24 protein-coding genes are annotated in these 23,281 nt (G+C 41.0%); 11 read left to right on the forward strand and 13 right to left on the reverse strand.

Features of this window, described 5'->3' with window-relative positions; translation table 11 throughout:
* The first annotated feature begins 120 nt into the window (after positions 1-120).
* Complete coding sequence (locus AOB57_RS02025; RefSeq protein WP_226999598.1) at positions 121-4,923, forward strand: tetratricopeptide repeat protein; 4,803 nt, start codon at positions 121-123, stop codon at positions 4,921-4,923.
* A 315-nt stretch (positions 4,924-5,238) separates the two neighbouring features.
* Here the strand turns inward: AOB57_RS02025 and AOB57_RS02030 are convergent, their stop codons facing one another.
* Positions 5,239-5,436 (reverse strand): GIY-YIG nuclease family protein, encoded by a 198-nt coding sequence (locus tag AOB57_RS02030; protein WP_226999599.1) that lies wholly within the window; start codon positions 5,434-5,436, stop codon positions 5,239-5,241.
* A 241-nt stretch (positions 5,437-5,677) separates the two neighbouring features.
* Positions 5,678-5,815 carry a hypothetical protein gene (locus AOB57_RS02035; RefSeq protein ID WP_167829507.1) on the reverse strand — a complete coding sequence of 46 codons (138 nt, stop codon included), beginning with the start codon at positions 5,813-5,815 and terminating at the stop codon, positions 5,678-5,680.
* A gap of 623 nt (positions 5,816-6,438) precedes the next feature.
* On the opposite strand from AOB57_RS02035, the gene AOB57_RS15000 reads away from it, so the two are divergent.
* Positions 6,439-6,714, forward strand: a complete 276-nt coding sequence (locus tag AOB57_RS15000; protein WP_054299977.1) for a YkvA family protein — start codon at positions 6,439-6,441, stop codon at positions 6,712-6,714.
* Positions 6,715-7,021: 307 nt separating this feature from the next.
* Positions 7,022-7,444, forward strand: a complete 423-nt coding sequence (locus AOB57_RS02045) for a DUF3303 domain-containing protein (RefSeq protein ID WP_226999600.1) — start codon at positions 7,022-7,024, stop codon at positions 7,442-7,444.
* 96 nt (positions 7,445-7,540) lie between these two features.
* On the opposite strand, the gene AOB57_RS14790 is transcribed toward AOB57_RS02045, so the two are convergent.
* Positions 7,541-7,669 (reverse strand): hypothetical protein, encoded by a 129-nt coding sequence (locus AOB57_RS14790; RefSeq protein ID WP_264371720.1) that lies wholly within the window; start codon positions 7,667-7,669, stop codon positions 7,541-7,543.
* A gap of 196 nt (positions 7,670-7,865) precedes the next feature.
* Positions 7,866-8,069 carry a hypothetical protein gene (locus AOB57_RS02050; RefSeq protein WP_054299967.1) on the reverse strand — a complete coding sequence of 68 codons (204 nt, stop codon included), beginning with the start codon at positions 8,067-8,069 and terminating at the stop codon, positions 7,866-7,868.
* A gap of 130 nt (positions 8,070-8,199) precedes the next feature.
* Here AOB57_RS02050 and AOB57_RS02055 point away from each other — a divergent pair, with 130 nt between their 5' ends.
* On the forward strand, positions 8,200-9,114 hold the full coding sequence (locus tag AOB57_RS02055; RefSeq protein ID WP_054299978.1) for a DUF2156 domain-containing protein: 915 nt from the start codon (positions 8,200-8,202) through the stop codon (positions 9,112-9,114).
* A gap of 196 nt (positions 9,115-9,310) precedes the next feature.
* Here AOB57_RS02055 and thiC read toward each other — a convergent pair whose 3' ends face one another.
* Positions 9,311-10,597, reverse strand: coding sequence for a phosphomethylpyrimidine synthase (gene thiC / locus AOB57_RS02060; protein WP_054299968.1), 1,287 nt, complete (start codon positions 10,595-10,597; stop codon positions 9,311-9,313).
* An 857-nt stretch (positions 10,598-11,454) separates the two neighbouring features.
* Between thiC and AOB57_RS02065 the strand changes: the two genes are divergently transcribed.
* Positions 11,455-13,851, forward strand: a complete 2,397-nt coding sequence (locus AOB57_RS02065) for a DNA topoisomerase I (protein ID WP_054299969.1) — start codon at positions 11,455-11,457, stop codon at positions 13,849-13,851.
* 171 nt (positions 13,852-14,022) lie between these two features.
* Here the strand turns inward: AOB57_RS02065 and AOB57_RS02070 are convergent, their stop codons facing one another.
* Positions 14,023-14,634, reverse strand: coding sequence for a 30S ribosomal protein S3ae (locus tag AOB57_RS02070; RefSeq protein WP_054299970.1), 612 nt, complete (start codon positions 14,632-14,634; stop codon positions 14,023-14,025).
* Positions 14,635-15,115: 481 nt separating this feature from the next.
* The gene (locus AOB57_RS02075; protein WP_054299972.1) at positions 15,116-16,624 is read right to left on the reverse strand and encodes a serine--tRNA ligase; all 1,509 of its coding nucleotides are present in this window, start codon (positions 16,622-16,624) and stop codon (positions 15,116-15,118) included.
* A gap of 753 nt (positions 16,625-17,377) precedes the next feature.
* Here AOB57_RS02075 and AOB57_RS02080 point away from each other — a divergent pair.
* Positions 17,378-17,626: a nucleotidyltransferase family protein gene (locus tag AOB57_RS02080; protein WP_054299973.1), complete on the forward strand. Its 249-nt coding sequence runs from the start codon at positions 17,378-17,380 to the stop codon at positions 17,624-17,626.
* A 174-nt stretch (positions 17,627-17,800) separates the two neighbouring features.
* On the opposite strand, the gene AOB57_RS02085 is transcribed toward AOB57_RS02080, so the two are convergent.
* A complete protein-coding gene (locus AOB57_RS02085) occupies positions 17,801-18,100 on the reverse strand; it encodes a hypothetical protein (protein WP_054299974.1) in 300 nt (99 codons plus the stop codon).
* Between the two features lie 890 nt (positions 18,101-18,990).
* Between AOB57_RS02085 and AOB57_RS02090 the strand changes: the two genes are divergently transcribed.
* Positions 18,991-19,569, forward strand: coding sequence for a hypothetical protein (locus AOB57_RS02090; protein ID WP_054299975.1), 579 nt, complete (start codon positions 18,991-18,993; stop codon positions 19,567-19,569).
* Here AOB57_RS02090 and AOB57_RS02095 read toward each other — a convergent pair.
* A complete protein-coding gene (locus tag AOB57_RS02095) occupies positions 19,501-20,445 on the reverse strand; it encodes an IS5 family transposase (protein ID WP_167829508.1) in 945 nt (314 codons plus the stop codon). The two genes, AOB57_RS02090 and AOB57_RS02095, sit on opposite strands and share 69 nt — an antisense overlap.
* A gap of 173 nt (positions 20,446-20,618) precedes the next feature.
* On the opposite strand from AOB57_RS02095, the gene AOB57_RS02100 reads away from it, so the two are divergent.
* The gene (locus tag AOB57_RS02100) at positions 20,619-20,783 is read left to right on the forward strand and encodes a hypothetical protein (protein ID WP_167829509.1); all 165 of its coding nucleotides are present in this window, start codon (positions 20,619-20,621) and stop codon (positions 20,781-20,783) included.
* A 68-nt stretch (positions 20,784-20,851) separates the two neighbouring features.
* On the opposite strand, the gene AOB57_RS02105 is transcribed toward AOB57_RS02100, so the two are convergent.
* Positions 20,852-21,070, reverse strand: a complete 219-nt coding sequence (locus tag AOB57_RS02105; protein ID WP_167829658.1) for a nucleotidyltransferase family protein — start codon at positions 21,068-21,070, stop codon at positions 20,852-20,854.
* Between AOB57_RS02105 and AOB57_RS02110 the strand changes: the two genes are divergently transcribed.
* A complete protein-coding gene (locus AOB57_RS02110; RefSeq protein WP_054297762.1) occupies positions 21,065-21,403 on the forward strand; it encodes a hypothetical protein in 339 nt (112 codons plus the stop codon). The genes AOB57_RS02105 and AOB57_RS02110 overlap by 6 nt on opposite strands.
* Entirely contained in the window at positions 21,378-21,749 is a 372-nt protein-coding gene (locus AOB57_RS02115) for a DUF2283 domain-containing protein (RefSeq protein WP_054297763.1), read from the forward strand. Before AOB57_RS02110 ends, AOB57_RS02115 begins: the two co-directional genes overlap by 26 nt.
* Before the next feature lie 17 nt (positions 21,750-21,766).
* On the opposite strand, the gene AOB57_RS02120 is transcribed toward AOB57_RS02115, so the two are convergent.
* Complete coding sequence (locus AOB57_RS02120; RefSeq protein WP_082384045.1) at positions 21,767-21,922, reverse strand: type II toxin-antitoxin system HicB family antitoxin; 156 nt, start codon at positions 21,920-21,922, stop codon at positions 21,767-21,769.
* Positions 21,923-22,087: 165 nt separating this feature from the next.
* Between AOB57_RS02120 and AOB57_RS02125 the strand changes: the two genes are divergently transcribed.
* On the forward strand, positions 22,088-22,210 hold the full coding sequence (locus tag AOB57_RS02125; protein ID WP_167829659.1) for a type II toxin-antitoxin system HicB family antitoxin: 123 nt from the start codon (positions 22,088-22,090) through the stop codon (positions 22,208-22,210).
* Between the two features lie 9 nt (positions 22,211-22,219).
* Here AOB57_RS02125 and AOB57_RS02130 read toward each other — a convergent pair whose 3' ends face one another.
* Positions 22,220-22,852: a type II toxin-antitoxin system VapC family toxin gene (locus tag AOB57_RS02130; RefSeq protein ID WP_054297764.1), complete on the reverse strand. Its 633-nt coding sequence runs from the start codon at positions 22,850-22,852 to the stop codon at positions 22,220-22,222.
* Entirely contained in the window at positions 22,845-23,219 is a 375-nt protein-coding gene (locus tag AOB57_RS02135; protein ID WP_054297765.1) for an STAS-like domain-containing protein, read from the reverse strand. Before AOB57_RS02135 ends, AOB57_RS02130 begins: the two co-directional genes overlap by 8 nt.
* Positions 23,220-23,281: the final 62 nt, after the last annotated feature.

Below are 23,281 nucleotides of genomic sequence, written 5' to 3' on the forward strand. Positions count from 1 at the left end.
CAGGAATGAGTATAGAAAACTTAAGAATATAATTGAGAAAAATTGCAGGAAGAAAATTAGAAAAAAGGATCGGAGGAGTTGGTTATCAATCACGATGAAGCCTTTCAAAGAGGCCTTAGCTTGATCAGGCAAAAAAGGTACGAAAAAGCAATTAACGTTTTCAATAAGATTTTGGACAAAACTCCAGGTCACACAGGAGCTCTTCTTAACAGAGGACTAGCCCTGCTAAAAATTGAGAAGATAGAAGAAGCCCTCGATTCTTTTGATCAGGTCCTGCACCTCGAGCCAGAGAATTTCGATGCCCTGTACAAAAAAGGAATTGCTCTGTCCACTATTGGAAAGTTTGAAGCTTCTCTGGAAGCTTATGACAATGCACTTGAAATAAATCCAGAAAGCCCAGAAACCTGGTACCAGAAAGGGCTTGCGTTTGCCGAGTTAGGAAGGAATGAGGCTTCAATTCTTTGCTTTGAGAAGGCACTTGAAATTGAGCCCAAATGCGGAAACGCCTGGTATGCACGCGGAACCGTAGCTGGAAAAGCCGGCAACTACCAGGAGGCCCTGGAATGTTTCGAGCATGCACTTGAAATTGACCCTAAAAACACAGATGCTTGCTATGCAAAAGGGCTGGTTTTTGCAAAGCTTGAAGAGCATGAAAAAGCGCTTGAATGCTTCAATTCTCTGATCCGTGAAAACCCAAAGCATGCCGATGCCTGGGAACGAAGATGCCTTTTATTGACAAAGCTTGGGAAGTATGAAGAAGCTCTGGAATGTACTGACGCATTTTTAAGAAAATTTCCTGCCAGCGAGACTGCGCTCTATCACAGGGGCATCCTCTTAAATAAACTTGGTCGTTATGAGGATGCGGAAAAAGCTTTCTCCAGAGTCCTGAAAATCAGTCCAGAGAATAAAGAGATCTGGCTCAGGAAAGGCCTGGCTCTTATCCGGCTGCTCAGGCTCAATGATGCCATAGAGGCTTTCGATGAGGCCATCCGGCTGGATCCCGCTTATTTTGAAGCCTGGAATTATAAGTGCCTTGCTCTGATGAAACTTGAGGTCTATGAAGAAGCCCTTGAAGCCTTTGATACCATGCTTGAGATCTATCCAAAAGCAAAAGAGATTCAGTACAACCGAGCTCTTGCTCTCGTGAAACTGCAGCGCTTTGAGGAGGCTGCACAGGCTTTTTCTGAAGTTGTCAAACTGGATCCTGCGTATGGGGATGCCCTGTATCAGCAGGGGCGTTTGCTTGTAAGGATAGGAAAGTACGAAGAAGCCCTCAAAGCCTTCGATTCTATGCTTGAGCACAATCCGGAATTTACAGAAGCCCAGAAATCAAGAGGCAATGTGCTTATTGAACTTGGTCGCTTTGAAGAAGCTCTTGAGTCCCTTGCACAAAGTCTCGAAAAAGAGCCTGAAAATTACAGGCTGTGGCTCCGGCAAGGATTAATTTTGTTTGACTGCGGAGAATTTGAAACCGCCCTTAAAGCTCTTGAGAAAGCTACAGAATTTAAACCCGACTGCGATACCTGCTGGATTAACAGGGGTTTTGCTCTCTATTCCCTGGAACGTTATGAGGAAGCCCTGAGCGCTTTTGAAGAAGGACTGCGGCTTAACCCCTATCTTGAGCAGGGATGGAATAAAAAGGGTATTGTTCTCAGAGAGCTTGGAAGAAAGGAAGAAGCTATTGAGGCGTTCAAAGAAGCTGTAAAGCTCAAACCTGACTTTGAGGACGCCTGGAGGAACCTGGGACTGATTTTATTGGCTGCTGAAGAATACGAAAAAGCAAGCGAAGCTTTTGCCGAAGTGCTTAAAACGAGCCCCGAAGACCAAGATTCTATTTACAACAGGGGAACAGCCCTGTTCAAGCTCGGAAGAATAGAAGCTGCCCTGGACTGCTTTGAAAAAGTGTTCTCTATTAGTCCTGATTACCCTGATCTCTTACACAACCTTGTGACTGCCCTGCTGGAACTTGGAAAGTCGAAGGAAGCCCTGGAAATCTTTCATAAACTTTCTTCGGAAAATGCCGAAAATCCGGAAATATACTGCAGAAAAGGAAAACTTGCAATGGAACTCGGGGAATATGAGATTGCCCTTGAGGCTTTTGACAAAGTGCTCAACAAAAAACCGGAGTCCAGAGAAGCCTGGTATCTTAAAGGCACATCCCATTCAAAATTGAAACAGCATGAAGAGGCTATAAAAGCTTTTGAAAAGGTTCTTGAGCTTGACCCTGCTTACAAGGATGCCCGTTACCAGTTCGGGTTTCCCTGTTTTGAACTTGGGAATTTTGAGGAGGCTGTAAAGGCTTTTGAAGCCGCGCTTGAAATAGATTCTGAAAACCTTGATGCCCTCTACATGAAAAGCCTTGCTTTATTGCGGTCAGGAAGATATAAAGAATCAGCTTCAGGCTTCAGGGAAGTTCTTGAGAGAGAGCCATCAAATATTGAGGCTCTTGCACACCTGAGCACAACCTACTTCAAACAAGAGCTTTACGATGAAGCCCTTGAGCTTTTCGATATGGTTCTTAAGAGAAATCCGGAGAGGAAAACTGTCCTTTTCAGGAAAGGGATTGTTTTGAAAGCCCGCGGGAAGCTAAAGGAGGCTTCGGCCATCTTTGATTCCGTGCTTAAACTTAAGCCTGACTGTACCTTCGCCCTTGAGCAAAAAGGGTATACTCATTTTGATCTTAAGGAATATGACAGGGCCATAGAAGCTTTTAATACAGCACTGAAACACTGCTCGAGAAAGGAAGATCTGCATTACTACAGAGGCATTGCCTTCTTCAGGCTCGGGAACTTTGAAGAAGCCGTAAAATCTTTTGAAAATGCCTTTGAGCTTGGCTGCCAGAAGCCCGAACTACCCTATTATACAGGGCTTTCCTGCTTCGAGCTCGGAGAATATGAGAAAGCCGTAAAAGCTTTTGATGCTGTCCTTGATGTCAAAGATACCGATCTGGAGCTTCTGCGCAAAAAAGCCCTTGCCCTTTTCGAACTTGGAAAGGTAGAAGAAGCAGTCTCTGCAGTTGACACTCTTCTTGAACTTGCAGCTGAGGACCTTGATATTGAAGGCATTGAAGAGCTCGGGGAAGAAGGTAAGGGAGAAACTGTAAAAGAAACTCTGGCTTTCAAGAACTGCAGGGCTTTTGAAGAGCTCCTTGAAAAACTTGCATTCTCCCTGATAGAGCTTGGCAGATATGAAGAAGCTCTCCTGCTGCTTGAAAAGCTTGCAGTGAGCGGAATGGCTTCTAAAGAAGTTCTTTATGGTAAAGGAATTGTGTTTCTGGAACTCGGAAGGCTTGAAGAGGCTATGGAGGTATTTTCCGAACTCCTTTTACGTTATCCTGACTTTGAGAAAGCCTGGTACAGAAAAGGTCTTATCCTGTTTTCTGTGGGGTACTATGCTGAAGCCCTGGAGGCTTTCGAGCAAGCTGTCACGGAAAATCAGACCAAAATCCCTGAAGAAAATAATCAGGAAGGTTCTGAAAATGATAAAGCCGAATTAGATAGAAAAATCAAGGAAGAAAGTCAGGGACAAATACAGGGAGCAGCCAGAGCAGAAAATCATGAGGAAAGCCGGGAAAAAAGTCGCGGATTAGAAGATAAACTAAATGACGCTGAGACCGAGGATGCCTGGATGAAAATAGGGCTTTCCCAGCTCAAAATGGGATATTATGAAGCTGCTTTTGAGATATTTGGAAAGCTCCTTGAGATAAAACCTGAGGCTGCTGACCTATGGTATGTAGCAGGGCTTGCTTTAAGGGGGCTTGATCAGGATGAGCAGGCCATTGAGTTTTTTGAGAGGGCTGTGGAGCTCGATTCAGCCCTGGAAGCTGCCTGGGAGCAAATGGGGCTTACCCTTCTCGGAGTGGGCAGGTACGAGGAAGCCTGCCAGGCTTTCAGTTCAGTCCTGACCCTGAACCCTGAGAACGTAAACGCTCTCTACAGCCAGTCAGTCGCGAATTTCAAACTCCAGCGCTTCGAGGAAGCTGTGCAGGACCTTGAAAGGTTGCCCCTGTTCACCCCTGACTACCCTAATTCCATTGAGGCTTGCTGCATGCTTGGAATTGCCAGAATGGAGCTTCAGGAGTATGAAAAAGCCCTTGAGGTTTTTGACCTGATTCTGAAACACGACCCTACTCACAGCGAAGCCCTCTACCACACCGCACTTTCGCTTTTCAACCTCGGGGAATACGAGGCTGCTGCCGAAACCTTTGGAGTTTTGCTTGAAGCCTCGCCTGAGGATCCTGAATGCCTGAACTACCTCGGGCTCTGCCTGCTTGAACTCGAGAGCCCTGAAGAAGCCCTGAAAGCCTTTGAAAAAGCAGCCCTTTTCAACCCGAAAAACGAAGAAGCCCTTTACAACGCAGCCACGACACTTATCAAAATCAGCCGGGCTCAGGAATCTATTGGCTACCTCGACCGCATCCTTGACATTTCCCCTGAAAACCTTGATGCCCTGAACTACAAGGGTATCGCTTTCTGCACGCTTGAAATGTATAGGGAAGCCTTAAAAGCCTTTGGTCTTGTGCTGGAAAAAGATCCGGAAAACGTCATGGCAATCTACAATGTAGGGGTTGTCTGCTTCAAACAGAAACTCTACGAAACTGCCTGCCGGGCTTTCGGGGAAGCCCTTGCCCTTAACCCCTGGCATGAGAAGTCCCTGAAATATCTGGGAATTTCCCTTGCAAAACTCGGAAAGTACGAAGACGCCCTGCGAACCTTTGACAGGTTGCTCAGGATAAACCCGCGCGATGTTCAGTCCATGAACTACAGAGGAGTTATCCTCGGAAAAATGGAAAGATATGAAGAAGCTATAAAAACCTTCAAAGAGATCCTGCGCCTCTACCCTGACATGGCAGACGCGAAAAGGAAACTTGAAGTGTTAAAGTGTATTCAAAATGAGGAAGACTCTGAAGAAGAACTGTACTGAGGTTTTTGCTGGGGAGAGATTATTGAGAGGCAGAAAGAGTCTATTTTAGATCTCTTTTTTTCAAAAGAGTCATAATTAGTCACTAATAAATATCTCTTTTTTCAAAATTCACTTCTATTTTAAAAAGATAGCAACTTTTTGTATAGATGCGGGAAGTGGGATTAATAGATTATTTTTCGCCATAGATAAGAAAGTAATTAAGTGTGGATAAAAACTTAGTTGAGAATATATTACTTTTTGAATTTTGGTCTTCTATTATAACCTATGTCGGGATCATTTGATTGAAACTTTTCTATGAACATTATCTCCATTCGATTAATTTCTTCGATAGAAGAAGTTTCGGATTCCCATTAAAATTTCTTTCCTTATTGTAAAATCTCTTTTTTGATCCTTGGAGAAATCTTTTTCAATGAGATCATTGTTAGCACTTCCAAAATAGTTGATGCTATCTGTCCTGTCCTGCCCAATGTATATTTTACCATTAGGATATGTTATTTTATAAATAACTGGCATAAACGTGCACCATAGTAAAGATATAAAATCGAATCTAAAGAAAAGAAAAATAATATTTCTAAAAAGATTTTATTTCTAAAAAGATTTTATTTCTAAAAAGATTTTTCCTACTGATTATATTTTCATTCTCGTATTCCTGGGAGCTGTTTTTCAAATAGAGCTCTCTTAAGAGAAGCTTCAAAGAATTTAGAGATGATAGCAAGTCTCAATCCTTGTTTTACTTGAATCAGTTTTGTGATATTTAACTAAAGAAAAGCCATTTAATTTCTAGATATATATTAGCAAGCATAAGAATGATCAGAGCTATCAAATGCCAGCCGCGATAGTACTTCATATCTGGCTTAAGTTCCTTATCCCAGTCATATTCATTTCCCGTCATATGTTTTTCTCCATGTTTTTATTGTCTCGATCACTGTTTTGCAGAGGGCTGTTTTGTAATAGGGTTTCAAAAAGCCTTATTCTGCTTCTGTTTTCGAATAGAGCAATTTGTTTGCACATATTTTTTGGCGTTTTCCGCTGATATTCCTGTTACAAGCGTGCAGAAAGCAAGTTAGGACATATAAAGATCAGCAGAATATAAATTTTTCGAAGATGAACAAAGGAACGTTGGTACTATTTTTAGAAGGTATGCAGTTATATGTTTAGATTAGCTTTTTTCAGAATTTAGGACAGATTAGCAGAAAAAACTGATTGTTTTTATTTGCGTTCAAGCCGACTGATCTGGGGAGTGGAATTTAGGCGAAATGCCACCTAAATCTCACAAACTAGGCCTTATCCCAGATCAGTCTATGTAAGTTATTCCAGCCTGCTGTTTATTTTGAGTAATGAAAAATTAGTTTTGAATAGATTAACGCGTGTATACGCTCTGATTAAAATTCATGATCTCAGCTAAATCAGGCTATCATAAATGAACAAATATTGTTTTTACATATTAATGATTATATACTATTAATAATACAGATAATTATTTATAAACAATGAATTTTGTATCTATTGTTAGTTATGCTAAAACTAAAAGAAATAAAAACTAATGCAAAAAAGTACATAGAATTGTGCAAGCTTATATATGCAGATCCTCGAACTCCCAGGCGCGCAAAAATACTGTTATGGATAGCCATAGGCTATGCAGTATTCCCGATTGATTTAATACCGGATTTCATACCCGTAATTGGACATCTTGACGACATGGTAATCGTTCCCATTCTTATCTACATTGCAATAAGAACAGTACCCAAAAATGTATACATAGATAATTATGTTCAGGTCTTAAAGAAGTGAACTTTCGGATAGAAGACAAAAGTGATCCAGATTCTCGTTTTTTAACTCAAAAAGCTCGTATATTTTTACTCCAACAGGAAAAACCTGAGAGTAAACTTAATCGGAAAAACAAAATAAAGAATATAAATAGAGATTTTAAATACAGATTTAAAAATAAGATTTTTCCTGAACCTTTTTTCCTGAATATTTGTTCCTAAAAGTATATGCTATTTGGAAAGAAACGATACTTAACTTTGCCAGATGTACTTTTTAATCTGTTTCCGAATCAATGAAGAAAAAATAAGAGAGGATCTGGATCATTTTTTACGTGGGGTATAACGAAATGCTGCTAATGGATATTATTACCTGGGAGCCGAAAGATTCTTTAAAAATTGCGGAATTCTATATGAATTACGAATACCCGAAGGGCATAAAAGTAATTGATGAATGGACCGATCTTACGGGCTATCGCACATTTGTAATTTATGAATCTAAGGACGAAAAAACGTATGCAGAATCAGTGATGCCTTTTATTGGGCTGTGCAGGTTCGAGACCTTCCCTGTCATGAAACTGGACAAATTTATGCAGCTAGCTCAGGAATTTGCAGAAAAAACCAGAGGAAAAGAGCCAGGTGCTGAACAGGGTAAAGGAGCGGCGAGAAAAGATATTTTGCAAGAAATAGAAAAACTTGAAAAAAGGATTGAACATCTCGAACGGCATTCTTTTGTCCAGCAGGGAGACGTTACCTGAGCTGGAAAATGTCACCTTGATTTCAGACCTACTGAAACCAACTATAAAAAGGCAGGGCTTAAAGTAGTACGGTCAGGGCTAGAAAAGATCGATTTTTTATTTTTCAAGGACATCCTCGAACTTATCAGCATCCGGTCTGTAGATATGCCAGCCTTCAATAGAGCTTCCTCCAGGATGTTCATAAAATTTTCTGGCAGGATTCCAGTAAGGGACTGCCCATTTCACTCTTTTGCAGTTTCTTTTTTGCAAGCTTCACACAGTGAAGAAATATCGCTTTCCTGTTTCTTTTCCCCATAATTCGGGTTCTACGAAAATATCCTCGATACAGATTACGAAAATATCCTCGATATAGATCGCCGGCTTTCCTACGAAGATAAAGAAGTTATGAAAAAAAGACCGTAAAACCGGTAATTTCGGATTTTCAAACGGAATTTTGCTCCATTATTTTCTTTTTTATCTCATTCCCGGATATTTTTGATTCCTTTATTAAATTAATGGTTAAGATAGCTTCACTAGGTTTGCTGAGATTGAATTTGCCTGATCTTAACTTAAGGACGCAACCTTTGTTAGCTTGAAGATAGTACTCCAATTCAATTTTAAAGTAAACCTCATCGTAAACCTTCATAAAAAGAAATATTTAGTAAAAATTTTATTACCTCAAGGGTAAGAGTAATCAACTGTATACGGTTTTTATCAACAAAAAATAAATTTGAAATTAAAAAATTTATTTAATAGCAAAAAAAGTCTTGTTTAAAATGCTTTGTCAGGAAGATTTCAAACCGGTTACACTTGCAGATCGGGCCTTTTTCGAGCGGCATTATACGCTCTACCCGCAAACTCATATCGATTATACTTTCACGAGCATGGTCTGCTGGAACAGTTTTATGCATCACAGGTATGCGTATGTGAAAGGAAACGTGATTCTTGCGTGTACTGCCGCAGGAGTGACCCGGCTGCATCCGCCTATCGGTCCCCGCAATCCTGAACTCATGCGGGAGGTAATACGGCTCGCACTTGATATAGGCGACGATAAGAAGCCCCTTATACGGATTGACCCTGAGACTGCAAAGTGGATTAAGAGACTTGAGCCTGAGCTTTTGCTGGCTCCAGATCTCAATCACTTCGAGTACGTATACCGGGCTTCCGACCTTGTGAAGCTTCCGGGAAAAAAATATCTCAAGATCCGCAGCCAGATTAACAAATTCCGGAAGAAATACCGGCATACGGTCGAGCCGATAAAACCCGGAAACCGGGAAGAGATAATGGAGTTCCTGGTAAAGTGGTGTGAGAGCAAAAAGTGCGAGGATAATCTCTTCCTTGCCCACGAGATAGAAGCAATCTCTTACGCGATAAAACATTTCACCGAACTGCTCCTAAGAGGTCTTATGATAAGGGTAGATTCAGAGGTAGCAGCTATCTCTCTTTTTGAACGTCTCAACACTAATACGGCACTAATCCACTTTGAGAAAGGCCTGCCTGAATATGAAGGAATCTACAAGGTAATCAATACCGAGACCGCAGCAGTTCTTGCCAGTGAGGTGGAGTATATCAATCGCGAAAGCGATCTCGGCATCGACGGGCTTCGAAAGGCAAAGCTGAGATACCACCCTCATCATATGGTTGAGGTTTATTCGCTCAGACAACGAACATGTTTTCCATCTATCAAATGAGCTTTATTTTTCAGACAGCAAATTTGAAAAAGGATTAAAAAAGATTCAAATGAGAATTAAAAATTAAAGATAGAGTTAAAGAGATCTAAAGAATAGTTAAAAAGATCTAAAAAAGAATTAGAAAGATCTAAAAAAGAGATAATATGAGATAAAATGAAGTAAAGAAGAACTAAAATAGAAAAGAATTGAGAAAAACTCATTCTCCTTTTTTCTTTCCATCAAAAGCTTCCTTTACAATTTTTAAGGCACAGAGATCCCCACACATCGAGCAGGTATCGCTCTCGGTTTTTCTGGCATTCCGGATTTTTCGGGCTCTGTTGCCGTCGATTGCCAGCTCGAACTGCTTTTCCCAGTCAAGATCCCTGCGAGCATAGGCCATTGCCAGGTCTTTTTCCCAGGCGCGTTCTCTCGGGCCCTCTTTTATAAGGTCAATGGTGTGGGCTGCAACCTTTGTTACGAGCAGGCCCTCTTTTATATCATCGAGAGTTGGAAGGGCAAGATGTTCGGACGGAGTTACCATGCAGAGGAAATCCGTGCCATGCATACCTGCAACTGCGCCCCCTATTGCGCCTGTAATATGGTCGAATCCTGGAGCAATATCGGTTACGAGGGGACCTAGCAGGTAGAGGGGGGCGTCGTTACAGAGTTCCTTCATGCCCCTGACACTCAGCTCAATCTCGTTCAGAGGCACATGACCAGGACCTTCCACAAAGGTCTGGACATTAGCTGCCCTTGCCCGCTTTACAAGTTCGCCGAGTGTAATAAATTCCATAAACTTCGGGCGGTCGGAAGCATCGGCAATGCAGCCGGGACGCATGCCGTCTCCGAGGCTCAGGGTCATATCATACTCTTTTGCGATTTCAAGGAGGTAATCGTATTCGGCATAGAAGGGATTGTCTTCCCCATTGTGCAACATCCAAGCAAGGGTAAAAGAGCCTCCCCGGCTTACAACGTTCATTATCCTCTCACTCTGGCGCAGGCGCTCAAGGGAATTTAAATTGACTCCGGCATGCACGGTTACGAAGTCCACACCCTGTTCGGCGTGTTTCCGGACGGCATTGAACATATCATCCGAGGTCATCTCCACAACAACTTTTCTGGAAGCTGCAGCCTGATAAATCGGAACCGTCCCGACAGGAATATTAACGGATTTCAGGATGCGGGTACGGATCTCATCCAGGTTCCCGCCTGTGGAAAGATCCATTACTGCATGAGCGCCAAAAGCTTCTGCAGTTTTTGCTTTTTCAATTTCGGCGTCAATGTCTATGCAATCCCTTGAAGTTCCCACATTGGCATTGATTTTTGTGCTCATGTACTTGCCGATGCCGACAGGACGGATCTCTCGCCTGTTATTTATTGGGATGGCTATCAACCCTTTTGCTACGCAGGAGCGGACAATTTCAGGGTCTATTCCTTCAGCTTTTGCCACGGCATCTATTGCGGGGGTGATGATTCCTCTCTTCGCATCTTCCATCAGTGTCATTGTTACTCCAGATTGTGAGGTGAATAAGGCAATTATAATCTAATATTAATTAAAGTGTATTGATAAAAACACATTTGACAAAAACACATCGCGATAGCATGAATAATCTTGACTGCAATTAATTCTCATATCTTACAATCCGACCAGAGGCTTGAGCGTAAAGATTAACTCGATGCTCCTTAATCTCAGAGTAGAACAGACAGTGAACTGATATATATCTTTTCACGTCTGGGAAGTCGTTTATTATGTATAAACAGACAAATATATAAATAATGTAGACATATTTTTTAGCATATTGTATAGCAAGAAAACAGAGAGAAAAATGCAGATATTATTCATAAAGTAAAGAGTCTTACAGATAGTCTGTATAATTAAAATGAATCAGTAGAATTAAATTAGATCAATAAAATTAAATTGAATCAATAAAATTAAATCGAGTCAGTATAATTGGACCGATCCAATATAATTAAGCAGTTTGATATAATTAATCTGGTTTAATAATTAAACCTACAGGTGCAATTAAACAGGGTCAGTATAGTTAAACCAAGACAATCTGGTTTAGCCGGCGATGATATACAAAAAGAAAAAGAGAGAAAGTGTGGAAAGCTTTCCTGAGTTTTTCCTTATGAAAATTATTACAAACTCATTTACGGCCATCACTATGCATTCTCTTATGCATATCGTTAACCATTAGTTCATTATTCACCTGTGCATTTGATTATTACTCAATTATATATTTGTTTATGTGTTAACTTACGCATTTAATCATATATTCGATTATTACTTTTTACAGATTTCTTAATTTACACTATCTTAGGTCTGAAGGCTATCTCAAGAACAGAATCAGGGTATTTTATATGACAGTTGTAGCATTTGCGGAAAAAAATAAGGCAGCAGCCCAGATTGCCAGCATCCTGGGTGAAGGGGAAGTCGAGAGAATTACAGTGGAAGGGCTGCCAGTATACGAATTTAAGTGGAAAGGGGAAGAATGGCTGGTAATGGGACTGTCCGGGCATATTATGAATTATGATTTTCCGGAGCAGTATAATAAATGGAATGATGTCAACCCGGGTGTACTCCTTGAGGTTGACCCTGAGAAGCTTGTAACGCGAGCTGACTACGCTACTGCCGTAAAAACCCTTGCAAAACGAGCGAACAAGATCGTGCTTGCCTGCGACTATGACAGGGAAGGAGAAAACATAGGATTCGAGGCCAAAACGCTTGCCGAGGAAGTGACAGGTGTACCGATCGCAAGGGCACGCTTCTCAGCCCTATCCCCAAAAGAGGTAAAAAAAGCCTTTGAGAATCTGGTAGACCCAGATTATAACATGGCAATGGCTGCCGAAGCAAGGCAGATCCTTGACCTGAAAATGGGAGCTGCTTTTACTCGTTTTGTCACGCTTTCTGTCAGGGAAAAAGCCAGGACAAAAGATATTCTTTCAATTGGCCCCTGCCAGACGCCTACCTGCGGGTTTGTATACGAAAGGGAAAAGGCAATCCGGGCTTTCCAGGCAAAGGACTTCTGGAAGATAACCGCTATTTTCTCGGCAGAAGGCGGAAAAGAAGGGGGAGATTTCGAAGGTACTCACAGAGCAGGAAATATTCATGACAAGGAAAAAGCTGCTGAGATTTTCAAGCGGCTGAAAGGAGCAAAAGAAGGGGTGGTCGCGAAAAAAACGGTGAAGGAAGCAAAGACCAGCCCTCCCAATCCATTAAATACTACCGAATTCCTGAAACGGTCATCCAAGTACCTCGGGATAAGCCCTGAGCTTGCCCTTGAGGTTGCAGAACAGCTTTACCTTGCAGGGTTTACCAGTTATCCCAGGACCGAGACTAACAAGTACGCCGATGACTTCGATTTCAAATCTCTTGTCTTTGATTTTGCACGCCAGAAGGAGTACAAACCTTTTGCAGAGAGTATACTTATAGCCCCGATTGCTCCGAAGAATGGAGAAAAAGATGCACATGACCATCCTCCTATCCACCCAATAAGGGCAGCCTCAAGAGGAGAGGTAAGCTCGGCAGTAAACATCCCTCAGGCTCCTGAAGTCTATGACCTTATAGCAAGGCATTTCCTGGCAAATCTTATGCCGGCAGCAATTTTCGAAAAAACTCATCTTCACCTGCTTGTGCAGGAAGAACCCTTTGACTCATCGGGAACCGTGCTCAAGGACAAGGGCTGGCTTGAAGCGTATCCTTTTGAAAATAAGAAGGATAAGCTTCTCCCGTTTGTGGAAGAAAGCCAGAAAGTGGGCATAAAAAAACTAAGCAACACAAAATCCAAAACCAGCCCTCCTAAAAAGCTGACCGAAGCCGAACTTCTGACCCTTATGGACAAAAATGGAATTGGGACAAAGGCAACAGCTCCTACACATATAGAGACAAACAAGAAGCGAGGGTATTTCGAGACAAAGGGAAAAACAATTTCTATCCTGGATACGGGTTTTACCCTTATGGAAGGGCTCTCTCTTACCGTCCCAATTCTTGTCAGGCCGGATATAAGAGCAAAGATCGAGGCTTTAATCCAGGAAGTCGAAGACGGGAAAAAAGAATTCGAAGCCGCCCTTGAGGAAGGCACAGCCCTTATCCGGGAGATGTACGCCCAGCTTGAAGCAAACAAAAAGGAACTGACCTCAAGCATAGCAGGTACGATAAAAGACGAAGCTGCCCTTGAGGACAAAAAAAACTACATAGGAACATGTAAAGCTTGCGGGCACGTGCTCAGGATAGTACAGACGGAATCGGGACGTTTCGTGGGCTGTACAGGCTATCCTGATTGCCGGAATTCCTATCCCCTGCCCAAGGCCGGGGCTCTGACCGTGTTAAGGAGTAAAGAATGCAAGAAGGAAGGAGCCGCTATCCTGAAAGTCGGAAACAAGTATAACTGGGCTGTGGGCATAGGTCCCTGCTTTACCTGCGACCTTGAAAAAGAATGCTATCCTCCTGAAACAGTCGGCCCCTGCCCTGAATGTGACGGAAGCATGTTCCTGATCACCTATAAAGATACCCGATTCCTGGGCTGTACGAAACGCTGCGGGTATACCCACTCAGTCCCCAAAACCGGAAAATTGACCCTTGTTGACCGAACCTGTGAGAGCTGCGGCTGGAAGCTCTTCAGATTAAAAGAAGAAGGTGATCAAAGCACTGAAGAGGTTTTTTGTGTAAACCGGCGCTGCAAAGAAGGTAGAAAATACTGGAAGATAGGTGGGAAAACTTCAAAATTATCGGCTGCAGGTATGAGAAAAAATAAGTAAAAAACCTGAAAAGCCGGCGTGTAGAAGAGACCAGAAAAATAGACATTAGATAAAAGGTAATAAAAATCACACTAAAAGAATTAGTAAGAAATTGAGAAAGAGATTGAGAAAAGAGATTGAGAAAATCCGAAAGGATTTTCTCCTGCTTCTTTGTATTAAACCGGAACGAAATTATGCTGCTGCAGGTGCGGGTGCAGGTGCAGGCACGGTTTTGACCTGGGTTTTTCTGATTTCGACCCTGCGGAGCGGATAAATGAATTTGGCTTGCCTGTAAATGGCTGCTGAGAGCCTGCCAAGGATTGCTTCCTGCATAAAGGTTTCGAAATCGGTTTCGGATGCGCGCTTCTGGACGATATCGACCATCATTTCCCTGATAGCTTTAATCTGGCTTGAGCGTGCTCTTTTGATGGTGAAGCAGGTGGGCTTTACACGGATGACATAGCCATCTTTTGTTGTGACATCGATGTTTGCATCTATCCTTGAGGTCTGTCTCTTCACGATTGAGCGGACATAGTCGGTTGTGAGTTCATGACCCATAAGATCTGTGGTTGCGACATCTCCGACGACATTGTTGATCCTGAGGATGACCTTTGTATTGTTCTTGGTTATATCGTTGGTGAGTTCCCCAACAGTGGTTTCAATATTGCGCCCTACGAGCAGGGAAGGGTCTCCTGCCATAGTGTTGCCGACAATAGCCCTGTTTAAATAAACGGGGGCTTCAATATTATACCATTCCTTGGACTTCCATCCGTCAATCTTCCTCTGTACTTTCTTTCTTGCCAAGTGATTCCTCCGAAGTGATATTCATTTTTATTTTTATATTTTTTATTTTATAGGTGTTGTTGTGCAGTTTTGTATGCTGCTTTTGTCCTGCGGCCCTCAAGCCTTTCAGTTTCTTCTTCCGGATGCTCAGGTGAGCTTTCTCCTTAATCAATGATAATGAATGACCTTCAGCGCGTTTGCACAGATCTTACGCTGCTCGGCGCAGTTTATGGTGCTTTCAGCACTATCGTCTCCCTTTCGAGATAAATTTCCGAGCTTCCACAGGCTTCCGAACTGGACCCGTCCCCTATCTTCCGGCAGCTAAAGGTTCCTGATAATCAAAAATATGATCCGGGAAATGCCAGAAGTCCTCAGAAATTAGCGGTATCTAACTAGTTAATGGCTCACTATACACATCATTTCAGTATATAAACAAATCGGTCAGAAACGCTTCCTGCCTATTATCTAAAAAAGGGATATGAGAAAGTTTAAAAGAAGAAGTTTAGAGGAAGCGGATACCTTTCGGCATTTCACCTACCCTCTTTCTGAATTCCTCAGGCCAGTTTGCAGGGTCAAGTCCTTTCTGTGCGAGGAAAACCGCAGCCCATCTTTCAAGCCCGACTCCAGAACAGCCAGACCAGAGTTCTTCTCCTGACTGGAGTTTGACATTGAAGCCTTTGGGATACTTGTCTCCGTTGATGCTCACGTTCTGGAACTCAAGCCACTCTCCATCAGGGCCACGGTAAGGCAAACAGGCTTCGTAATCTGTAGTTCCCACAGTGTTTTCTTCAGCAAGCCCGAGAAGCCCTTCCTGTGCCATGAACCAGGGGGTAACTCTTGCTTTTCTCCACTCAATATCCAGGATATCATTGAAGATATGTGCAAAACGTTCATGGAGTTCTTCCGCGCACTTAATTACCTCTTCCTTTGTCCCGATCCATACGATTTCTATCCTGTGGAACTCATCCACCCTTTCGATCCCGTGGATTCCACCGCTCTCATACCTGTGTGAGGTGCCTGATCTGTCAAAGACCTTTACAGGGATTTCATCATTTGGAAGGGTTTCCCCTGCCAGATACATCCAGAAAGGAGGGCACTGGGCATAAGCCATGCCACCGATGGGTTCTCCGATTTTTTCCTTTATGAGTTTCGTGGGCACTTCATGGGTGACCTTGTAATAATCGGCAACTTCTTCCCAGTAATCGGGGTCCCTTGTCTGTGGTGGGCATATATAATATATCTCAGGGTATACGCCCTTGGCATGCCCGGACTTCATCCAGACTTCCCAGGTAACAAGTTTCGGGAAAATCATTTCCCTGTATCCGAGAGGCTCAAGAAGCTCTTCAAAGACAATCTTTTCGAAAGTCCGGAAGATCCTTGTGGACTGAGGCCCGTGGATCCACTGCCCACGGCTTGCACCTCGCTTGAGCCAGCCTTCTTTCATCATTGCCTGGGTCGGGTCTTCCTTGAAAGGGTGTTCCATAGGCTCTCTCTGCCAGAGCAAATTCCAGTGCTCTGCTTTTGCCCCGTACTGCAATGCCTCGATTTTCTCTTCAAGGAGCGTGAGAATCCTGTCCGGCACCCGGTTCTTCATCTCAGCTTCCCCGACCTCAAGCTCAAGCTGAATCCCACCTTCTATATTTTCCATGCCTTTTATGTAGGGTACCTTCAGCATCCTGAGCTCGCGTTCAGCCGGCACCTGAATGATAAAGGACTCAACCTCGATTCCGCGAATCCCGATCTTGTATTTCTTCCCGAGAGCCTCAGCTAACTGTTTCCTCAGCCTGAAGATCGCATCGTGCACCCTGACATACCTGCCGGATACAATTGCAAGCTCGATCCTATCCTCCCCGAGCTTCCATTCCGTAACCTTTGCTCCCTGCCCTTCAGGCGCCCCTTTTGTGAGAAGGGTCTTATTTGCCTCTTCGAAAAGCGCAGCTATGGCGTCCTTTGCAGGAGTGGGGTCTGCACTTGTTTTAAAATAAGCCTTGAGATTGAACTTTAATTCCAAAGTTTAAGCCTCTTTTGCGTGGTGTGGAAATAATGTAATTGTGAATTGAGATAAGGATATAAACAGAGTCTAAATCCTGTTTCTAATATAAATGCCTATTCTATAGCGAATGCCCATAATTTAGACGCAGAATATCGAGTTCTGAAACATTATAATTATAGTTTAAGAGTTTACACCTATAATTCAGACATAGAATTAGATATAGGTATCTGTAACCCGCTTATATTCATGCCATCTACATAAAAACCTGACCAGCTATTTAAATATTTAGCGTCTGGAAAAAATAGATAGCTGCATAGCAATTAATTTAATTATTTTAAATTATATTATGGTAGTAGAGATTTATAATGATACACAATTTGCTGTATTGGTTATTGATCAGGTAGTCTCCTAAAAGAACCCGTGTTTCAGAATTCTGAGAGTTCTGCCTATATCTGTGAGAACTGTGGAGAAGCATACTACACTCCCAAGGTTTCAAGAAAAATTGACATAGTTATGAAAAAGTTCCATGAATCTAAACTGCTCTTGCATCCTTTAGCGGCTTGAGAGTTAAGCTTTGACGAAATCGTTGCATAATTTTCATTCGAATTCCCTTCCGATACTTTCATGCAGCTATTACTCTTTTTAGTTAGAATGCATATTTTGTATAAAAGGCTGGACAGCAGAAAAGCCAGATAACATGAAGTCAATTAATCATAATAAAGTAGCCATTTTTATCTAGTAAATAAAGAATGAAACATAAGAAGAATAGAAATGCCTTCCCAACAACTTAAAGATGTTGACCATTTCATAAGAATACTCAGGCAACATCTGCCGGAGATTAGAGAAAAGTACAGCGTGAGCTATCTCGGAGTTTTCGGGTCATATGTAAGAGGGGAACAAACAGGTGAAAGCGATCTTGATGTAATCTTAGATTTTCTTTGCTTAAGAGAAGTATACACCTACTATATAATTTATCTAGTCCAAGCTAAAGGCAGCCACTGGGAAGTTCTTGAAAAGTGAAATTCTGGAGAAATATATTTTTTAAGCAATGGGCGTATACCTTCAACTTCCCCCGGGTTAAAGTTTTTACGTCACACTTAAGCTTATCCGAGTGTTAGCTGTTAGACAAAATGAAACTTTCTATAAGTTTGATCCACTCATCCCGTGTAAGCAAAAAGGATCAAATAATAAACGTCAATACTTCTTTAAATCTATTTTAAAAATGTGCTGCGGAGTGAACTGCTTTTCATCATTAAGAATGACCCCTCCGTTATAGAACTGAATATCAGGGAATACGGCAAAATAAATCACTGTCCCCAGTTTCAAGAAATATCCGGGAATCAATCTTTTGTTTGAATATTTTCTGAACCTGCTTGCCGGAAAAATAACTTTTTGCCAGCCGAGATCCAGGCCGCCTCTCCCGTCTGGAAAATTCTTCCCTTCAAAGAAATAAATACAATTTTCCGTAAATATCGAGTAGTCCAGGTCTTCCATCCCTTCATACCTGAAAATCTTAATGATTTCCTGTGTCCTTTTATCCTTGAAATAGACGTCAAAAGCAGATCTTTTACCTCCTCTCGGACCGATATAATACTCGTTTTCCGAACTTATCTGCCTATTATTTGCTTAAAGACCCCTAAAAACCATAAATGCTCTATAGAAGAATTCTCAATCAGATTTTCCTTAAAGGCATCTTCCAGATGTCCGAAATTCTCCGGGATTTCATAATCCAGTTCTTCTGCCCTGGATAAGTCCAGATCTAAATAGGGTTTTTCAAACCGGTTTTCATCAAAAATGACAAAATTACCTTTTCCAGTCCTTATTACAAAATAGTTTTTGTCCCTTAGCTCTTAGACTGTAAGGAGTAAAAAATCAATTGAAAGGTAATTTGGAGTGCGACCTTGCAGTTTTAGTTTGTGCCTGGTTTTATATTTGGGAAAGTTTCTTTCTTTAGAGTGACCCTGTGTTGAGAGTTCTTTGAGAAATTTGGGGTCGTTGAGGAGTGGGAACCACACAGTATTCATTATAGGAGATAGTTAGCGAGAGAGTTAATAAATTTTTTGATTTAGTTATGAGTGGAAGTTTTAAGAATTATTTTATTGGTTAATGGTATCTATTCTAGACTTTTTACAGGAATAATGGTTCACGAAATTTAATATTCTATTGGAAATTGAACTAACTTGCGGAAATAAAAGTTTATAAACTGAATATAGTTGATGAATTTATTATAAAATAACCTTTCTATTAATCAACTCTCTTTGTTGATCCTTTAATCTCTAACTATAATATCATTATTATAATTCTCTCTAAAAAAACCAAAAGACTTATTAATTTAGTAAGTTTCCTCGTATTATATGCTACTTTTCAAAAACTCAGCTAAAACTATGGAAGGAGTTCTCAGTAACGCAAAGCATGCTACAGATGGGAAGCCACATTATGTCAAACCAGGCGATATAATATTAATAGCTCAAACCAAAAGCACGTTGTTGCCTGGACAAAAGCCAATAAGATGGATAATGAATTATATTTCTTGTGAAGAAGATGTAAATAATCTAAGCGACAAAATCTGGGGTAAGCACTGGAGATATATAATAAACGGGAAAAACGTGAGATCTGTGGAGCCTTTCGATATAAACGATATAAAAGTTACTTCAAAAAATTACGATGCAGTCCAAACTTTTGCTGTAATTGAGCCTGAAGATGAAGAAAAAGTGCTTAATTGGATAAACGAACCTACAACCACTTATGCATATGATCCTGGTATCTTCTCTGAAGAATTTAAAGAAGGACAAACCCTGGATTACGATGAAGTAATACAAAAGTTAGACTTGAAATATAGAAATACTCCTGAGTTCAAAGAGACTGTCATTAAGCTAATACAAAGACCTTCTCTACTATCTAATGCTATTAAAGAAAAATATGGATATAAGTGTATGATTTGTGGGCTCTGTAGAAATCCTTAATTTAATCCATAATAATTGTATTACTTTTTTGTTTATATTATAGACTATTAGTTTAACTTTTACTTCTTTTACTTGATTTCTAACCTTTCTTGCTCTTAATGTTTCTCCAAATTTCCTTTTTACAACAGATATTATTGTCTCTACTATATTCCTTCTATTGTATTTGATCTTATCAAAGTCTTTGTTTAATTGTTTTCTATATTTTCCGTTTATTCTCTTTCTTTTTCTTTCTCTCAAAGGTACTATTGAATCTGCTTTTATCTCTTCTCTTATTAGAGTATGAATTTCTTCGGAATCATATCCTTTATCCATCACATAACATTGAGACTTTCTTGACTTGTTTGATTGTCTTATCAGAGTCTTTGCATGCTTGACATCATGATCTGTTTTTTGGCTAATTTTCCATCCTAATATTACTTTTTTAATAGTGTCTACTGATATTGAAGTTTTAAGGAAGCTCCTTCGGAGCTTCCCTGTTCTCTTAGAATAATAATGACTTGCATAAGAACTCGTAAATCCTGTTGCATCAATTGCCGTAATGAGAACTTTTTCTCCATGTGAGTAAAATAGTTTTAGAGTTTTTGACAAAATTAGGTTAAACAATGAAGAGGGAATTCTGGACACAAACTTTTGAAGAGTAGTGTAATGAGGAACCTTATCAAGGTCAAGTTTTTCCTTTATATTGTTCATGAGGTCAACAAGTTCTACAAAGTCACGGTAGTCTGTACTTATATACTCCTTCAATAAAACAAGAACAAGAAGCTGATGTTGAGTATAAACACGTTTGGAATATTTGCAGGAGTAAAGGTTCAGTCTGGAAGACTGAACCGTTTTAAGACTGAGATCAATAAATTTAATATACTTATTTGATGACAATAGCAATTGCTCCTTTGTTTTTTGTGTGGACAAAAAAATTAAGGAGCATTTTTACAATTTTATTTTTATAATTTTTGGGTAAAAACAGAATTTAGAGGATTTCTACAGAGCCGATTTGTGGATATCCCGGATTTGTGAAAAAAGATGGAGAAAAGTAAGCAGAAGTTCACCATATGATAGAGTTAAATAAAAAAGCTCCAGAAACACTTCAGAGCTGGAATTTGCTAGTTGTTTGCCCACTTTGCCATAAGAAACTTCATTATGCAGAAGTGAAATCAGATTATTTGAATCCAGGATGGGAAATAGTGATTGATGGTGAAGAGCACATTATTAAGTAACATTTCTTAAAGTGTCAAAAATCAAATTTTAGTGAAAATTCAGTGAAATCTCTGATCTTTCTTGTAAGTCATAAAGATATCACTTCATTGAGAACACGTTTTCCAACGTTGGGCTTGAGCCCTGTCCTGGTAACAAGGTCTACTTTCACTCCCAGCAGGTCACTCAGATAATACTCAAGTTCAATGTACTTAAGGAGGCCAGGAGTTTCATCAAATTCTACCAGAATAAATAGAGTTACAAATAACGTTTCAAAGTTTAGATATAATAACGGGGCCCCTGGATGGATGTAGGCATTTTATTAAATTGTTTATCGAAAATTAATAAAGATAATATACGTGCCACTTATCATTTTCAAGAAAGAATTAATCAACGTAAAAGTGAAGTACATCCAGATTTGAATGAGATATACAACATAATACTTAAGGAACAGCCTGTTGGAATACTTAAACAAGAAGAGGGTAAGTTTAAGCTCTACTACGAGAGAACAGAGAAATACGACCTGATCGTTATAATAAGTATTAAAAGCACCAGTCTGCTAATACTCAACCTGGTGACCTGTTTTCTTGAAGAGGCAAAAAAGAGGAGGAGACTGGATGAGGCAGGAATCTCTGGTAACTAAATACGATTACGACTTTGAGAATGACAGCATTTTCTTTTACGGAAGCGATAAAAAGTACAAAACTTCCGCCGACCTGGATGGCATAATCCTTGATATTAGCGAAGACGATCATATCATGGCTATTGAGATTCTTGATGTATCAAAAAGGTTTAATCTTGCAAAAGAAGATCTGCGCAATATTCGATATTTTGAGGCCGCCATAGATATTAGTCAGGAGAATATCTGGATAACCATGAAAATGAGCGTTAGCAAAAGAAATAAACTGGTTGACAAAGGTCTTAATGCTCTGGGATTAAACAGCATTAACCTTCCGGTAAGCAATCAGGAAATTGCGCTTAACTGTTAATTTGTTCTTATTGGATTTCAACCCGTGACTTCAAGAACAAGCTGAATTGCTTCCTTGATGTTTTCAAGTGCCTCTTCTTTAGTATCTCCTTCGCTGATAGCAGCAGGAATTTCAAGACACTGGGCGGTATAGCCTCCCTCATCGAACTCTTCAAGTTTAATTGTAAACCGCATAGATATTAATTAGTAATTTTGATATTAATATACTTCTGAATCCCAAGTTCACACCTCTTACTACAATTGTAATCTCCCTAGAATCAAAACGAAAAAAATTACTACATAATGCGAGAATAAACTCGACGAGAGAATTCACCATCATACTGAGAAGGATGAGATGGAATCTACGCAGCTTATGTTCCCGAACTTCCGGGATGTCACACGCAGGCAAAGACACTTGACGAATTAAACAGGGGAATAAAGGAAGCAATTGAGCTCTATCTTGAGGTTAAGCCCCAAAAGTAAAAAAATCGGTTACTTTCTCCCACTCTCCACCAGCTTCTCGTTTGCGGTCAGGATCTCGACTCCGAGTTCGCTGAAATCCTTGTCATGGGTTACGAAAACCATATTTTTTGCGCGGCAGATCTGGGCAAAGAGGAGGTCGTTGAAATCATATTTTCCCTGCTCGAAAAGGTCCATGACTTTTGGAAGGTCTATTGCCTGAAGTTCGGGGTCGCAGGCAAGGGTATTTCTAAGGATTTTTCTCACATTGTAGGCGATATCCTGGGCGATTGCCCGGAAGGCAAGAGAGTTTCGAAATTCTTTGAACCGCGTAAAATTGGTCTGCTGCTTGAACTCTATTCTGGCGAAGGCATTTATGAATTCTGAGATTATCATGCAGTTTATATAGATCGTGCCATCGGAGTTCCGGATTTCCTTCAGGGCTCTGGAGTAGGCGTCCGACCTCTGGTCAGGCCAGCCGATAGGACCGTAGATGTACAGCCAGATATTGGTGTCAAAGAAATAGCCTTTTCCTTCGGGAAAATCATATTCGTCTATGGAATGGACTTTTAAAGGGAGAAATTCTGCCGGCCTGGATGCTCCGGCGCGAAGCCTCGGGCGGCGCTTCACAGGATAAACGGTTGCGCGGTGAATGCTCTTACGCATCCTCTTCTCCTCCAAGCACGTCTTTTAGCGCCTTTCTACAGGTATACGCGTGCTCAAAATAGGTTTTCGCCCGTTCAGTGACCCTCTTAAGAATAATCTCGTCTTCCTCAGAGATATCCGTGAATAAGAGACTGTTCTCTATTTGTTCTGCGGGAAAGCAGCCATAAAGCTGCCCTATTGCCGAGTTCAGGAAGGCAGGTGTCAGCTCAGTTATCTCTGCAAAAGAAAGTTCAATCTTCTTATTTTCGCAGAGCGCGGCTGTAATTTTATTATAAACCTTCTGTCCATCACACGCGGCAACGCAACAATTTTCCCCGGCAGTTTCAGAAACATTGATTTTTACCCTTTCTTCCGTAAGTATCCCCATATGCTTATTACTCATAATGGTTTAAAAAGGTCAGGGTTCGAGCCCTAATCCAGGGTATCTCA

The sequence above is a fragment of the Methanosarcina flavescens genome (assembly GCF_001304615.2).
GTDB lineage: Archaea > Halobacteriota > Methanosarcinia > Methanosarcinales > Methanosarcinaceae > Methanosarcina > Methanosarcina flavescens.